16 protein-coding genes and 3 pseudogenes are annotated in these 14,208 nt (G+C 37.7%); 14 read left to right on the top strand and 5 right to left on the bottom strand.

What is annotated here, in order from left to right; genetic code table 11:
- The 14 genes and pseudogenes from HMPREF9075_RS13670 to HMPREF9075_RS01080 all read left to right on the top strand — a co-directional run.
- Positions 1-281, top strand: a pseudogene (locus tag HMPREF9075_RS13670) (hypothetical protein); the annotation flags it as partial.
- Between the two features lie 20 nt (positions 282-301).
- A complete protein-coding gene (locus tag HMPREF9075_RS13030) occupies positions 302-538 on the top strand; it encodes a hypothetical protein (RefSeq protein WP_009414757.1) in 237 nt (78 codons plus the stop codon).
- Between the two features lie 12 nt (positions 539-550).
- Complete coding sequence (locus HMPREF9075_RS01125; RefSeq protein WP_009414756.1) at positions 551-916, top strand: DUF4240 domain-containing protein; 366 nt, start codon at positions 551-553, stop codon at positions 914-916.
- Between the two features lie 30 nt (positions 917-946).
- Complete coding sequence (locus HMPREF9075_RS13665) at positions 947-1,510, top strand: RHS repeat-associated core domain-containing protein (RefSeq protein ID WP_369797050.1); 564 nt, start codon at positions 947-949, stop codon at positions 1,508-1,510.
- 3 nt (positions 1,511-1,513) lie between these two features.
- Complete coding sequence (locus tag HMPREF9075_RS01115) at positions 1,514-2,050, top strand: hypothetical protein (RefSeq protein WP_009414754.1); 537 nt, start codon at positions 1,514-1,516, stop codon at positions 2,048-2,050.
- Positions 2,051-2,057: 7 nt separating this feature from the next.
- A complete protein-coding gene (locus HMPREF9075_RS13025; RefSeq protein ID WP_009414753.1) occupies positions 2,058-2,195 on the top strand; it encodes a hypothetical protein in 138 nt (45 codons plus the stop codon).
- Between the two features lie 97 nt (positions 2,196-2,292).
- Entirely contained in the window at positions 2,293-2,451 is a 159-nt protein-coding gene (locus tag HMPREF9075_RS13020) for a hypothetical protein (RefSeq protein WP_009414752.1), read from the top strand.
- A 90-nt stretch (positions 2,452-2,541) separates the two neighbouring features.
- Complete coding sequence (locus HMPREF9075_RS01110; protein WP_009414751.1) at positions 2,542-3,555, top strand: PLP-dependent cysteine synthase family protein; 1,014 nt, start codon at positions 2,542-2,544, stop codon at positions 3,553-3,555.
- A 22-nt stretch (positions 3,556-3,577) separates the two neighbouring features.
- Positions 3,578-4,840 carry an aminotransferase class I/II-fold pyridoxal phosphate-dependent enzyme gene (locus HMPREF9075_RS01105; protein WP_009414750.1) on the top strand — a complete coding sequence of 421 codons (1,263 nt, stop codon included), beginning with the start codon at positions 3,578-3,580 and terminating at the stop codon, positions 4,838-4,840.
- A 103-nt stretch (positions 4,841-4,943) separates the two neighbouring features.
- Positions 4,944-5,639, top strand: a complete 696-nt coding sequence (locus tag HMPREF9075_RS01100) for a polyprenol monophosphomannose synthase (RefSeq protein ID WP_009414749.1) — start codon at positions 4,944-4,946, stop codon at positions 5,637-5,639.
- Position 5,640: 1 nt separating this feature from the next.
- A complete protein-coding gene (locus tag HMPREF9075_RS01095; protein WP_009414748.1) occupies positions 5,641-6,009 on the top strand; it encodes a diacylglycerol kinase family protein in 369 nt (122 codons plus the stop codon).
- Positions 6,010-6,015: 6 nt separating this feature from the next.
- Positions 6,016-6,900 (top strand): DMT family transporter, encoded by an 885-nt coding sequence (locus tag HMPREF9075_RS01090; RefSeq protein ID WP_009414747.1) that lies wholly within the window; start codon positions 6,016-6,018, stop codon positions 6,898-6,900.
- Positions 6,901-6,906: 6 nt separating this feature from the next.
- The gene (locus HMPREF9075_RS01085) at positions 6,907-8,169 is read left to right on the top strand and encodes an ABC transporter permease (protein WP_009414746.1); all 1,263 of its coding nucleotides are present in this window, start codon (positions 6,907-6,909) and stop codon (positions 8,167-8,169) included.
- The gene (locus tag HMPREF9075_RS01080; protein ID WP_009414745.1) at positions 8,144-8,584 is read left to right on the top strand and encodes a thioesterase family protein; all 441 of its coding nucleotides are present in this window, start codon (positions 8,144-8,146) and stop codon (positions 8,582-8,584) included. Before HMPREF9075_RS01085 ends, HMPREF9075_RS01080 begins: the two co-directional genes overlap by 26 nt.
- Here the strand turns inward: HMPREF9075_RS01080 and HMPREF9075_RS01075 are convergent.
- From HMPREF9075_RS01075 to HMPREF9075_RS14060, 5 genes and pseudogenes are all read right to left on the bottom strand, one after another.
- Complete coding sequence (locus HMPREF9075_RS01075) at positions 8,575-9,882, bottom strand: phenylacetate--CoA ligase family protein (RefSeq protein ID WP_009414744.1); 1,308 nt, start codon at positions 9,880-9,882, stop codon at positions 8,575-8,577. The two genes, HMPREF9075_RS01080 and HMPREF9075_RS01075, sit on opposite strands and share 10 nt — an antisense overlap.
- Positions 9,883-9,893: 11 nt before the next feature.
- Positions 9,894-11,888 (bottom strand): hypothetical protein, encoded by a 1,995-nt coding sequence (locus HMPREF9075_RS01070; protein ID WP_009414743.1) that lies wholly within the window; start codon positions 11,886-11,888, stop codon positions 9,894-9,896.
- Positions 11,889-12,095: 207 nt separating this feature from the next.
- Complete coding sequence (locus tag HMPREF9075_RS01065) at positions 12,096-13,799, bottom strand: VWA domain-containing protein (protein ID WP_009414741.1); 1,704 nt, start codon at positions 13,797-13,799, stop codon at positions 12,096-12,098.
- Positions 13,800-13,922: 123 nt separating this feature from the next.
- Positions 13,923-14,045 (bottom strand): annotated as a pseudogene (locus tag HMPREF9075_RS14065) (IS1595 family transposase); the annotation flags it as partial.
- A gap of 41 nt (positions 14,046-14,086) precedes the next feature.
- Positions 14,087-14,208: pseudogene (locus HMPREF9075_RS14060) on the bottom strand (IS1595 family transposase); the annotation flags it as partial.

The raw sequence follows: 14,208 nt of genomic DNA, 5'->3' as shown, positions 1-14,208 counted from the left end.
GCGGTACTTATATTAGCCAAGACCCGATAAGGTTAGCGGGTGGGCTCGCGTTTTATGGGTATGTGATGGATTGTAATGGGTGGATTGACCCGTGGGGACTAGAGAAAATACTTATATCCCAAAATAATAGAACTATAGATTTAACGAATTCTGAATGGAGAAATGTTACTTTTGATGGTAATCAAGAAGGAATAGTTTATGTTTTAAGAGATAATGATACAGGTGAGTTGTTAAAGAGACAACAAAATTTAAAGGTAGATTTGAAAAATATTCAGGTGTAGGAAAGAAAACAGGAAGAAGTTTGTCTTTAGATGTTTTTACTGTTGATAAATCAACAGTAGGTACAGTTGAAAACCTTGAAAAAACCATAAGAGAGAATCTAGAACGAATAGGATTTACATTGCCTTGGGATAATACTAATCAAAGATTAGGAAGAGTGGGACCAGGTGTTCCATTCACAAGATTATCTCAAAAACTACGAAATTTATTTCAATGGAACTCAAAAGGAATGCTTGAAAAAATACCACATACACATTAAAAAAATATTTTTATGAATAGTAATGAATTAAAATCATTTTGGAGCGTTATAGAGCAATCTCAAAATAATGTAAATAGACTCCAAACAATACTTGAAAATTATACTAAGGAAGAACTTATTAAATTTCAAGAAATCTTTGTAGAATTATCAGCTGAGTTGAAAGATGAACCATATATTGATTATATGGAAGATTCTGAAGATGGAATAGAGGATATTGCAAATTGGATTGTTAGTAAAGGAGAAATATTTTATAACAATATTTTAAATAATCCAGAAAAAACACCTTATAGTGTAGAAAATCTCACAGATGAGATTTTATATGGAATTGCAGATGATGTTTGCTTTGAAAAATATGGAATAACTACAGGAATATGGTAGGTGATGCCTTAAGTTCAATTAAGAAGTGCAATTTTTGTTCTGGACTTATATCAAGGACAATACTACAATGAGGAGATTGGGTTAGCTTATAACCGTTTCCGTTATTACTCACCTGAAAGCGGTACTTATATTAGCCAAGACCCGATAAGGTTGGCAGGGAATAATCCTAACATCTATGCCTATGTATTTGACAGCAACATACAAGTGGATGTGTTTGGGTTGGATTTAAAACCTGAAAATGGTTACTTAAGAGGTAAAAAACATGGCATTAAAGTAACAGATAAAGATGCTCAAATATATGCCAATAAAGAAGGTATCTCTTATGGTAAATGGGGTAGTAAAAAAGATTTAGAGATTGCAGGAAGTTTAGCTGAAACTCTTGAAGTTGGAGTTTTTCAAGATTTTCCTGTAAATGCAGATTCTAAAAGTGTAGTATTTCATTCAGGAGGAAGTATAGATGAGATAGTGCAATATCCTGCAACTCATTATAGATTAAGGAACAATGGAAATGGTACATTTCATGGATTTCCTATAGATGAAACTGCAGAACCTATTAGAACAGGAAATACAAATTTAAATACAAATAGTCATTAATTTATGAAAGAATTATTTTCTATAAAGTCTTTTCCTGCTAAAGGATTACACAAACGAGATGTTGAGGATAGTACTGTAAGTGAAGCTTTGCAAACTATCTATCCTAAAAACAAATCGTCTAACTTATGTATGATATGGAATGGGGTGGTTTTGGGTTTAGAAATGCACGATGAGGTTGCCGATATTTATTGGGATATTATCAAAATGCTATACGATATGTATGAACAACCTTTATCCTCAACAAGGGTGCATTGGGGGAGTAGTGTGTTTATGGCAGAATGGATAATAAAACCCTACAATGATACGCTTTACATTAGTGCTTATTGGACAGCTTTAAAACACAAAAAGCATCTTTTACCTGAGCTGAACACTCCTAATGATACAATTCATATTAAAAGAGAGGTTTTTATTGCTTATTGGTTACAATTGCTGAGAAAAATACAGATTGATTTAAAGCAGCAAGGTTATAATGAAAGTAATTTAGAAGATTTTTACCATATTGATACTATTTTTAAATATTATCATTCCCATTTTAAATAAAACTACAATGAGAACCATAAAGAAAAAAGCAAGTATTATAGAATTAGAATATACCCCAAAATTTGGTTGGTTAAACATCAATTTTGGTGAAGAGGTCTTTCATTTACTAAAAGGGGGAGGTAATGCTCGACAAAACCCCTTATAGTGATGAAACTTTAATACCTATTGAAAATCTAGCCATAGAAGGTGATATTTTCTCCTATCAAGTAGGGAAAACCTTATATAAAATGGACTGATCCACTATGGAAGGAGCTATAGATTTGGAGCTGCTGGTGCAAAAGCTAAAGAATGAAACCAAAATAGTAAAGAATTCTATTGATGAGAATTTTGAAATTATTTTGGAAGAAAGAGATTTTAGTTTCAGTATTGGTGATTTTAATAGAACTTTTATTTTATTATAGGAAAAAGTTTAAACAGCTTCAACATTAAACTTTGCTCATTAAACATTATTTTGTATCTTTGCCCGCTGAAAAACAAAGTTTTTAATGTAAATGAAAATTGATACATCGCTTAATGTGCATAGTAGCTTGCTCGATCTTATAGGGCATACGCCTTTGTTACAACTTCACAAAATCACTAAAGGACTAGAAGGAAACTACTTTGCAAAGCTAGAGGCTTTCAATGCAGGGCATTCGGCTAAAGATAGGGTCGCTAAATATGTGATTGAAGAGGCAGAACGCAAGGGGCTGCTAAAAGAAGGTAGCACAATAGTAGAAACAAGCTCAGGCAACACAGGCTTTAGCCTCGCTATGATAGGGGCTCTAAAGGGCTACAAATGCATTATTGCTATTAGCGATAAATCATCGCACGACAAGGTAGAGATGCTACAAGCTTTGGGCGCAGAAGTGCACCTTTGCCCTGCCAATGTGCCTGCCGATGACCCTCGTTCTTATTATGAAGTTGCTAAACGCATTCATAAAGAAACCCCTAATTCTATCTACATCAATCAGTATTTCAATCCGCTGAACCCCGAAGCACATTACCAAACTACAGGGCGCGAAATATGGGAACAAACACAAGGTTGCGTTACGCACGTGGTGGTGTGTAGTGGTACTGGGGGTACCATTTCGGGCATAGGTAGATACCTAAAAGAACAAAACCCTAAGGTGCAAGTATTGGGGGTAGATGCTTATGGTTCGGCAATAAAAAAATACCACGACACAGGCGAGTTTGACCCTGCTGAGATTTATCCTTACAAAATAGAAGGTATGGGCAAAAACCTTATCCCCACAGCTACCGACTTTAAGGTAATTGACGAATTTATAAAAGTATCTGATAAAGATGCAGCGCTTAAGGCACGTGAGCTTGCCCGTACCGAAGGTCTCTTTATGGGCTATACCAGCGGTGCTGCCATACAAGCGGTAAAACAATACGCCGAGTTAGGACGATTTGACAAAAATAGCGTGGTGGTAGTACTCTTAGCCGACCACGGTTCGCGCTATATGAACAAGATATATAGTGATAAATGGATGAAAGAACAAGGATTTATAGGAACAGAAAACTAAATTAATATATAAAAAGAAAAAGATGAAAGATCTATTTGAGCATATTTATGCAAATAAAGGTAGTATAGGACGCTGGTCTGACCACGCAGAGGGGTATTACGTATTCCCTAAATTGGAAGGAGAATTAGGTCCTCATATGAAATTCCAAGGAAAGGAAATACTCAACTGGAGTATCAATGACTATTTAGGGCTTGCAAATCACCCCGAAGTGCGCAAAGTAGATGCTGAAGCAGCGGCTGAATATGGTGCTGCTTACCCTATGGGGGCTCGTATGATGAGCGGGCATACTACTATGCACGAAGAATTGGAAAAACGATTGGCTAAGTTTGTACACAAAGAAGCTGCTTATTTGCTAAACTTTGGCTACCAAGGTATGGTATCAATTATTGATGCTTTGGTTACTAAAAACGATGTGATAGTGTATGACGTAGATGCACACGCTTGTATTATAGACGGGGTACGCCTACATTTTGGCAAACGCTACACCTATCAGCACAACGATATGGAGAGCTTTGAGAAGAACTTGGAGCGTGCTGCTAAATTGGCTGAAACTACCGGAGGCGGTATTTTGGTAATCTCGGAAGGTGTTTTCGGTATGCGAGGCGAACAAGGCAAACTGAAAGAAATAGTAGCACTTAAAAAGAAATATCCATTCCGCTTATTGGTAGATGATGCTCACGGTTTTGGTACTTTAGGACCTAGAGGAGAAGGTACAGGAGTACACCAAGGCGTACAAGATGAAATAGATGTGTATTTTTCTACTTTTGCAAAATCAATGGCTGGAATTGGTGCTTTTGTAGCAGGTAACGCCAAAGTGATTGATTACCTAAAATACAACTTGCGCTCACAGATGTTTGCCAAATCACTTCCAATGATTTACGTAAAAGGCGCCCTAAAACGCTTGGAGATGATGGAAACAATGCCGGAGTTGCAAAAGAAACTTTGGGACAACGTAAATATGCTACAAAACGGACTAAAAGAACGTGGTTTCAATATCGGTAATACGAATACTTGCGTAACGCCTGTATTTTTGCACGGCAGCATACCAGAAGCAATGGCTATGGTGAATGACTTGCGCGAGCACTATGGTATTTTCCTTTCAATAGTAGTGTATCCTGTTATTCCTAAAGGTATGATATTGCTACGCATTATCCCTACGGCTTCACACAGCAAAGAAGATATAGAACGTACCTTAGATGCTTTTTCGGCTATCCGTGAAAAACTTGAAACGGGCGTATACCGCGCTATGAATGCTGAACTAAGCAAAGAAATGGGCGATATGTAATTAAGAATTTTTGAATTATGAATTCTAAAAAACTTTGCCAAACGCTTTTAAACTTTTGGCAAAGTTTTTGTATGTGTGGAGTGTAAAAACTTTAAGTTGAATTTTGTTAATAATAATTCCTACATATAATGAAATAGAGAACATAGAAGCCATTATCAGGGCAGTATTTAGCCGCGATGAGAGGTTTCATATGCTCATTGTAGATGACAATTCGCCTGACGGGACAGCAGCTAAGGTGAAAGCCCTACAAACGGAGTTCCCTACACGACTATTTTTGGAGGTACGCACCGAAAAAAAAGGACTGGGGACGGCTTATATTCACGGCTTTCAATGGGCACTTGCAAGGGACTATGAATATATCTTTGAAATGGACGCTGATTTTTCTCATAACCCTGATGATTTACTGCGTCTTTATGAGGCGTGTGTAGAGGGTAGTGATGTAGCTATAGGCTCGCGCTATGTGAAAGGGGTGAATGTGGTGAATTGGCCCCTGCAACGTATTTTGCTGTCGTATGGAGCGTCTATTTACGTGCGTTTTTTCACTGGAATGAAGATTAAAGACCCTACAGCGGGCTTTGTATGTTATAAGCGGCGTGTGCTGGAGGCTATTAACTTGAATAGCATACGTTTTGTGGGCTATGCTTTCCAAATAGAAATGAAATACCGCGCCTTCTTGCAACACTTCACCATTACTGAAGTGCCTATCGTTTTCACCGACCGCACTAAAGGAAAATCAAAAATGAATAAAAGTATTATACGTGAGGCTGTTTTTGGTGTAATAGCTATGCGTTTTAAATAATATGAAAGAATTTGCAATTAAAAGACTCAAGAGCTTACAATATGTATTCCAAGGAATATTCTATTTGGCAAGAAACGAAGCACCTGTAATTGTGCATATAATTACCTCACTGCTATGGGTAATAGCGGGATTCTACTTTGGCATTACTACCCAAGAGTGGATTATTGAGCTGATATGTATAGGATTGGTGCTCTCCATTGAGGGGCTAAATACAGCAGTAGAAAAACTTTGCGATTTTGTACACCCCGACCACGCCAAAGAAATAGGCATTATTAAAGATATAGCTGCGGGGGCTGTAGGTTTTGCCGTAATACCTGTAACTATTGTGCTGGGCATTATTTATTACCCATATATATTAAAACTCTTCTAACTCGTTATGAAAGATATAGTAAAGGGCTATCTGGCAGCTTTTATTTCGGCTGCCACTTATGGTATGATTCCGCTATTTATGATTCCTATCAAGCAGGAGGGATTCTCGGTAGATGCTTCGCTCTTTTACCGCTTTATCGTTACAAGTATTTGTTTGGCTATTTACTTTGCTTATAAACGTGAGAGCCTAAGAATTTCTTTTCGTGAGTTGGTTATTTTTATGGGATTAGGTATCTTATACTCGCTCTCGGCTGAGTTCCTCTTTGCCTCATACGACTTGCTAACCCCTGGTATTGCCTCTACTATTTTCTTTATGTATCCACTGATAGTGGCTATTGTGCTTGGTATATTCTTCAAAGAGCGAATTACAATACCTACCATTATAGCTCTTATAGTGGTATTGATAGGGGTTTTCCTGCTAAGTGTGAAAGATATGAATAACTTTACAATAAACTTTTTTGGGGCGCTGGTATCGTTGTTGGGCGCATTGGCGTATGCTCTTTATATGGTTATTGTAAATAAATCAAAAATAGCTGCCTCGAGTGTTAAGGTTTCTTTTTACTCTACTTTGTTCTCGGCAACTTATTTCCTCATCAAACTATACATAACGGGCAATACACTGCCTATTCCTTCAATATCAATGGGTTGTTTCCTTACTGCTTTTGGGATTGTTACTACTCTGCTTTCGTTGCTTACACTTATTTATGCTATTCGTATGATTGGTTCTACTCCTACGGCTATTATTGGTGTAGTAGAGCCTATAGTGGCAATAGCTATCAGTATATGGATATTTAAACAAGAAGAGCTTACTATCAATCTGCTCATTGGGGTTGTTTTGATTGTAACGGCTGTTACTTTTGATGTATTGCAACATACGAAGAAAACACAATAAAAGGATATGCTACAATCTATCAAAAAAGAGGTTTTGTTATTGATTCGTGATTTAGGGGCACTGATTATCCTTTTTGCTATGCCTCTGCTATTGGTGGTTACTGTTACCCTACTACAAGACGGGGCTTTTAAAACTATCAGCGAACAACAAACAAAAGTGCTAATTGTAGATAACGACGGGGGCGAAATTGCGCAACATATAGCCAAAGGACTGGCAGCTAATGGGAGCTTTATCCCTATTAGTATCTTGAACGGGAAACCTATAACTGAAGCGATAGCACGAGAGGAGGTGCTTGCTGGTAATTATCTGTTGGCTATCGTGATTCCTGCAAAGCTATCGGATGATTTACAGGCAGAAGTAGCTAATAATGTAACGTTTATTATCAATGCTTTTGCAGGTGAGACTACCGCAACGCCCACCACTAATATTCCTACTAAAGAAGTACGCCTCTACTTTGACCCTACCTTGCAAACGGCTTTTAAAGAGAGTGTAAAGAGTGGCATTGGCAAACTTCTGTACCAAATAGAAAATGCTTTTATCTATAAATCATTTGAAAAACAATTAGACGAAGGAATAGAACTCCCCAAAACAGAGGCGTTGGTGAGCTTTAAAGAAATCAACCCTCATACAGCTACCGAAGTGGGTATCCCCAACGCTACTCAGCACAACGTACCTGCGTGGGCTTTGTTTGCTATTTTCTTTATTACGATACCTTTATCGGCAAGCATTGTAAAAGAAAAAACTCAAGGTACTGCATTGCGGTTGTTCACAAGTCCGCTACCTTATAGGGTACTTATTGGGGCTAAAGTGGTAGTTTTTTTAGGGGTGAGCTTGTTGCAATTTGTATTGATGTTGCTAATGGGTGTATTCTTATTTCCTTACTTAGGATTGCCTACATTAGAAGTAAGCGGGAGGCTATTGCCATTATTGCTTATCGCTTTGAGTGCAGGGCTCTCGGCTATTGGCTTGGGGGTGTTGTTAGGAACACTTTCTAAAACGCAGGAACAATCGGCTCCTTTAGGCGCTACGCTTACCGTGCTATTTGCAGCCATAGGGGGTATATGGATACCTACCTTTGCAATGCCTCCTATAATGCAAACTATTGCGAAACTATCGCCTATGAACTGGGGGCTGCAAGCTTTTTACGATGTGCTCTTGCGTGAAGTATCTATCAGCGAACTATGTTTGAAAATAAGTGCTTTACTTTTATTTTTTGGTGTGTGTGTAACCTTTTCAGTATATTATGACAAAGCAAAAAGAAACTTATAAGCCTACTGACCTAAATGAAACTCTTGTAATAACTGTGCGATTTAGCGAAACAGACCCTCTTGGGATTGTATGGCACGGCAATTATATTAAGTACTTTGAAGATGGGCGTGAGGCTTTTGGAAGAAAATACGGCATTTCATACCTTGATATTGAAAAGGAAGGTTATGCTACCCCTATCATTAAAACTGTATGCGAACACAAGAAAATGGTACGCTATGGCGAACGGCTGCGCATACACACCAAGTATATGCAAACAGCCGTTGCTAAACTTATATTTCAGTACTACATCTACAATGAAGCCGATGAACTAGTATGTACTGGTGAAACTACTCAGGCTTTTACTTCTTTGGAAGATAATACCCTTTCACTATATAAACCTGCTTTCTACGAAAAGTGGGAAAAGCGTTACTTATAGCCTTTTCGCTTATCTACAAATTTCATTGGCTTACGACTTCCCAAAGGGTATATTTGTTGTTCCAAAACAGCTATATCACAGAATTCTATCTTGGGTACTACCCTTATTTTAGCTCTAAAATGATTACTAATGCGTTCTTTGAGAGTATCTGAAGGAACTTTTGTGCCTATTTTTATAAGTATTTCATCTGTGAGAATACTATTGGTGTTAATTTCTATGAGATAATGTTCTATTTCTTCAAAATTAGTAAGCAAATCCATCAACACAGGTGGATAAAGTGTTGTACCTTTATACTTTATCATTTGCTGTTTTCTACCAAGTACAGGACTCACACGTGCCGTATTTCTACCACACTTGCAAGTAGTAGTGTGCATAGCTACTATATCGCCTGTGCGAAAACGCACCAAAGGCATCGCCTCAACATCTAATGTAGTGATAGTAAGCTCGCCACTTTGCCCATCGGGTACAGGATTGCCTTCGTCATCTAGCACTTCGGTAATGATAAGCTCTGGGTGATGATGCCCGCCTTGCTGGTACTCACATTCGGTGAAGGTAGTACTCATTTCAGTAGAAGCGTAGGTGGAATAAAGCTGTAGTCCTTTCCATTTTTCGGTAATCTTTTGGGTGAGCAAGGTAGGTGTAAAATCTTGATTACGCAATGCTTCGCCTATGCATACTACACCTTTTACCGATGAAGACAAATAATCTATCCCGTTCTTTTCGGCGTATTCAATCATTTTTAGCAAAAATGAAGGTACTGCTATAAGGTATTTAGGTTCGTATGTTCTAATAGAATCCCATTGCAGTTCAGGTATCCCTGCCCCTACTCTGATAATACTCGCAGCTAATTTACGTATACCTAAAAAATAAGCCAAGCCCGCCATAAAGCGTCTATCAATAGTAGTCATTAGCTGCACCACATCACCTTTTTTGATACCAGCACAAGCTAGCGAGATAGCCTCATTATACGCCAAGCGCTCCAAATCTTTATCGGTCAACCCAAAAGTAACAGGCGTACCAAGTGTACCCGAAGTAGAAGCATAATCTACTATAGCCGATTTGGGTACACACCTAAAAGCATCGTTATTGCGCTGCAAGTCGTCTTTGCAAGTAGTGGGGAGCTTACGCAGGTCGGGAAGAGTTTTAATATCCTCAATACGAATATGGTGCTGCTCAAAAAGCTGCTTGTAAAACTGAGAATGCTCATTTACGTATGCCAATACCTCTCGCAACTTCCTTTCTTGTAGGGCTATAATATCAGCTTGCGATTGTCGCTCTATTTTTGGTATCCAATCCATTTTATTTCTTGTTATTTAAAAAGCCTTTTCAGTGAGTTTAAAAAGCTTTTTTCTTGTACGTCTATGCCTATACCAAAATTACTATCGGCTATTATATTGTAATCCTGACGTACTTCTTCTATTTTATCTAATGGGATTTCTATATTCACCAACGGGTCATACCATATTTCTACCCTACCGGAGTTTCTCGTAATATCTTTTTTAGTTTTATAGCTAAAATATTCATTCTCTATATTACACTCCTGAATAGTATATTTCTCTTTTGTATCTATACTTTCGTCTGTTTTTAAGCTAATCACATAGTGTTCACTATCAAAACACTGGAAAATACTCGTATCGCTATGCTGGTGCTCGCGTATGCTGTTTTTCAACGTACTACCATCGTAGTACATTAAAAATCTCTTACCACTTTCTGTATAATAAGGGTTTTCAATAGTAGCTTCGTACTTTACTACAAACTCGTTTTCTACCTTGTCATCTTTTACAATCTGCAAAGTAGCATTCTTGAATATTTCCCTAAAATCCTTTCCTTTGCGGTCATTCACATAGTTTAAGGCATAGAACAGTGAATTATTCCAGCTATCCAAACGCTCATTTTTATTACTTGTTTTGAAATACCCACGCATTGCATTAGCGCGATTGTAGCGGTATGTAGTAACCAATGCTATTGTGCCTACATTCTCTTTAGCCTCCAAACTTATTTGCTCATCAATACAATACTTTTCAAAGCGTATGGGTTTGCGTACCTGCAATTCTTGGTTGGGTAATATCTCCATATAAAAACAGAATGATATTACGGCACGATTTTCTAATTTACCAAACTCATTACGCGCGGTTGCATCTATAAAATACTCCTTGCCCAAGTAGTTAATCTTTACAATTACGTGATTGAACGACAATAACGAAGGCAGGTAATATTGCAAATAATAATCAGCATTATAATTTACCAATACCACCGATGACGCTACTCCAAGGTAATCCAATACCGCCTTTAGCAATACACTTTTAGCTTTGCAATCCCCCTGCTTATTTTGATAAGTTACCGCAGGTGCTTGGGGTTTATGCCCATTCATCTCATCGGCGTTGTACAAATAGTAAATATTATTTTGCACAAACTCTATGGCGTACTGTATTTTTTCATCAAGAGTGGGCATTGCATCCAATTTCTCAGCCAAGTCGGGGGCAAAGTCTTTAAGTTTTACCCCTAAAGCCTCTTCATAAAGCGGATAAATATAGTTAGAAAGCTCTTTCCAATTGCTATCGGTAGCAAAGTCTATAAAAGGGAAATTCTCACGATTAGGGTCTACAGGGTTGATATAATCTGTTCTGGTATATTCAAACACCTCTCCTTGTGCTAAATAGTGCACTTGGGGCGGAATTACTTTTCCCTCATCATCGCGGAAAAACATCTTCTTATAAGCCACTCGTTTTGAGCGGTTATTGATTAGCTTATAGCAATATCGCCCATATGCCCAATAAGTATCGGGGGTTACAAATATCTGTTTTACAAAATCGCGCCTTAAAAACTCTTTTTCTGTAAATACCTTCACCTTCGTATCCTCCATTATTAGGACATCATTTAGGTGCAAATCTTTGATAGAGATATTTAGTTTTTTTGAACTGCTGATAATTCCCCTGCCACTTTGGTTTTCATTATCAAGTACTTTTACCGTTACATCAGGGGTTTTATCTATCAATTGCCCATTTCTATACACACTGATACGATGAATATATGACGTTTCATTTTCTTCCAGTACCAAATCGTACATAGAAGCAAACTCTAAGTTCTCAGGCTGCAATAGCGTATAAGCCATCAGTGCATATTCCGAAGTACTATTATCATCTATTTTATAATACTTATTCAAGAAGTAGCAAAAATCACGCCCTTCGTCTATCTGTTCGTTAGAAAAGTCAGTATCTACCAACAACGAGATGATTTCGCTATCGGTAAGAGAGTCTGCCCATTTAGGTGCTGCCTGAAAATGATACAAATTATCTTCTGTCATATATTTATTTTTTTCTTATTTTGAATAGTATATTAAACAATAGAAAGAAGCTGTCCAAAAAGTTTTAAAAGTATGATTGCGCCACACACTTTGATAATCACGCGCTTTTATTCACATTGTAGGGGCGATTGGCAAATCGCCCTCACAAAACAAAACTTTTCGGACACCCTCGTTTTGGGATTATTATCTTGAATAATGTTTTTAGCTTTATTGCTTCAGCAATTTTGCACTTTTCACTAATCGTATAAACTCTTTTCTATAGCCTTCTTCATCTTTGCCTATAGCACCTTGAGCTAACGCTACTACTTGGTCGTAAGTAGCTTTTGCTTTATTGCTATTATCGCGTAGCAAGATACCAAATTCGGCTACACTTGCGGCAAACCTATAATCTACACTTGTATCTTTTAGTTCCTTTTTGTGGAATACCAAAGGCTCGGTAATTTCTACACTTTTAGCATCTTTTGCTTTGGGGTCTTTATAACGTATCTTCAGAAAACCCAACTCATTGCCCCTACCCTTTTCATTGAGCTCTTGTGATTGATAGCGAAGGTTTTGTGTTACATTTCCATCTGAAGGTACTAGTTCATAAAGTGCTGTAACTGTATGCCCAGCTCCTATTTCGCCAGCGTCTTTCTTATCATTTGTAAAATCTTCATTGGCAAGCATACGATTTTCATAACCTATTAGTTTATATTCTTTTACGTATTTAGGATTGAACTCCAATTGCAATTTCACGTCTTTAGCTACCGCAAAAAGCGTACCACCAAACTCATTTACCAATACTTTTTTTGCCTCAGTAATATCATCTATGTAGGCATAATTACCATTCCCCTTATCGGCTATGGTTTCAGCCATATCATCGCGGTAATTATCCATTCCAAAGCCTAAAACCGACATATAAATACCGCTTTCTCGCTGCTTTTCAATAAATTTTTCTAATTCTTTGGTATTGTCAATTCCTATATTGAAATCACCATCAGTAGCCAAAATAATACGATTGTTACCATCTTTTATAAACGATTTACGCGCTTGTTCATAAGCCAATTGTATTCCAGCCCCTCCCGAAGTTCCTCCACTTGCATAAAGATTATCAAGTACTTTTATTATTTTCTCCTTGTCTTTCACTCGTGTAGAGGGGAGTGCAACATTAGTACCATTAGCATAGGTTACAATTGCTACCTTATCATCGGGGCGCAATTGCCCTAATAATAGCTTAAACGATGCTTGCAACAACGGCAACTTGTTAGCACTATCCATAGAGCCCGATACATCTATCAAAAATACAATATTTGATGAGGGAGCCTTGGTAAGGTCTATTTTTTTAGCTTGTAGTCCAATGCGCAACAACAAATGGTCAGGGTTCCAAGGGGCAGGCGCCAGTTCGGGCGATATGCGTAGCGGACTGTTGCTTCCTTCTTCGGGAGCGGGATAGTCATAATCAAAATAGTTCAGCATTTCCTCTATGCGTACTGCATCTTTAGGAGGCAACTGTCCGTAGCCTATCATACGGCGCAAATTAGCATAAGAAGCTCTATCTACATCTGCCGAAAAAGTAGTTACAGGCTGTTGAGCTACTGCTACAAACGGATTTTCCTTTATCTCTTGGTAAGTTTCATTATTGCGATTGCGTTGTTGTCGTGAAGAAGGTACCGTAACTCCTTTAAACATATTAAAATCTGAGGCAGGCTCCATATAAGCCGCTTCGTTTGCTATGATTTCTACTTCCTCCTGCACATCATCTTTCGCTACACTATTAGCTGGTAATGATGTAATTTCTACTTCCTCCTCTACATCATCTTTCGCTACACTATTAGCTGGTAATTCAGCATTGTTTTTTGATTGTTGGTGGGGAACTCCACAAGCTGTTGCCATTAAGGCAGCGGCTATCCATAAGGGTAGTTTCTTTTTCATATTATATTTGTTTTTTTCTTTTTATTACTAAAAACAACTATTATGCCAAATTACTGATTTGCCAATAAGAAACTATCCGAAAAGTTTTATTGAGGTGTCAAGTTAATGGCATATTAACAGAGGTTAGAAAATAGGTTTTCTTTCAATCAATCTTTTTATTAGATTGTTAAAGATAGTCTCTTTGCTTTGTGAGCAATTAATTCTAAAACTATATTCCGCTAAATATTGGTCTATGTTAAATTCTGATTTCCTTCCTCTTTTCCTCCTATGGTAAATTCATCAACCTAAACGCTATCATTCATTTTGTGCGATTCACTGGATTTCATAGCTTCGCGGACTTTTTGCATAAAATAATGTGCTGTTTGTCGACTAATATCATAACGACGAGCAACTTGTGAGGCTGATAACC

Source organism: Capnocytophaga sp. oral taxon 332 str. F0381, assembly GCF_000318275.2.
Taxonomy (GTDB): domain Bacteria; phylum Bacteroidota; class Bacteroidia; order Flavobacteriales; family Flavobacteriaceae; genus Capnocytophaga; species Capnocytophaga bilenii.
This window is presented reverse-complemented; position numbering and strand designations above follow the sequence as displayed.

Coding starts and splice junctions, on each gene's coding strand:
- HMPREF9075_RS01125 (WP_009414756.1), top strand. CDS start 551: ATGAATAGTAATGAATTAAAATCATTTTGGAGCGTTATAGAGCAATCT.
- HMPREF9075_RS01115 (WP_009414754.1), top strand. CDS start 1,514: ATGAAAGAATTATTTTCTATAAAGTCTTTTCCTGCTAAAGGATTACAC.
- HMPREF9075_RS13025 (WP_009414753.1), top strand. CDS start 2,058: ATGAGAACCATAAAGAAAAAAGCAAGTATTATAGAATTAGAATATACC.
- HMPREF9075_RS13020 (WP_009414752.1), top strand. CDS start 2,293: ATGGAAGGAGCTATAGATTTGGAGCTGCTGGTGCAAAAGCTAAAGAAT.
- HMPREF9075_RS01110 (WP_009414751.1), top strand. CDS start 2,542: ATGAAAATTGATACATCGCTTAATGTGCATAGTAGCTTGCTCGATCTT.
- HMPREF9075_RS01105 (WP_009414750.1), top strand. CDS start 3,578: ATGAAAGATCTATTTGAGCATATTTATGCAAATAAAGGTAGTATAGGA.
- HMPREF9075_RS01095 (WP_009414748.1), top strand. CDS start 5,641: ATGAAAGAATTTGCAATTAAAAGACTCAAGAGCTTACAATATGTATTC.
- HMPREF9075_RS01090 (WP_009414747.1), top strand. CDS start 6,016: ATGAAAGATATAGTAAAGGGCTATCTGGCAGCTTTTATTTCGGCTGCC.
- HMPREF9075_RS01085 (WP_009414746.1), top strand. CDS start 6,907: ATGCTACAATCTATCAAAAAAGAGGTTTTGTTATTGATTCGTGATTTA.
- HMPREF9075_RS01080 (WP_009414745.1), top strand. CDS start 8,144: ATGACAAAGCAAAAAGAAACTTATAAGCCTACTGACCTAAATGAAACT.
- HMPREF9075_RS01075 (WP_009414744.1), bottom strand. CDS start 9,882: ATGGATTGGATACCAAAAATAGAGCGACAATCGCAAGCTGATATTATA.
- HMPREF9075_RS01070 (WP_009414743.1), bottom strand. CDS start 11,888: ATGACAGAAGATAATTTGTATCATTTTCAGGCAGCACCTAAATGGGCA.
- HMPREF9075_RS01065 (WP_009414741.1), bottom strand. CDS start 13,799: ATGAAAAAGAAACTACCCTTATGGATAGCCGCTGCCTTAATGGCAACA.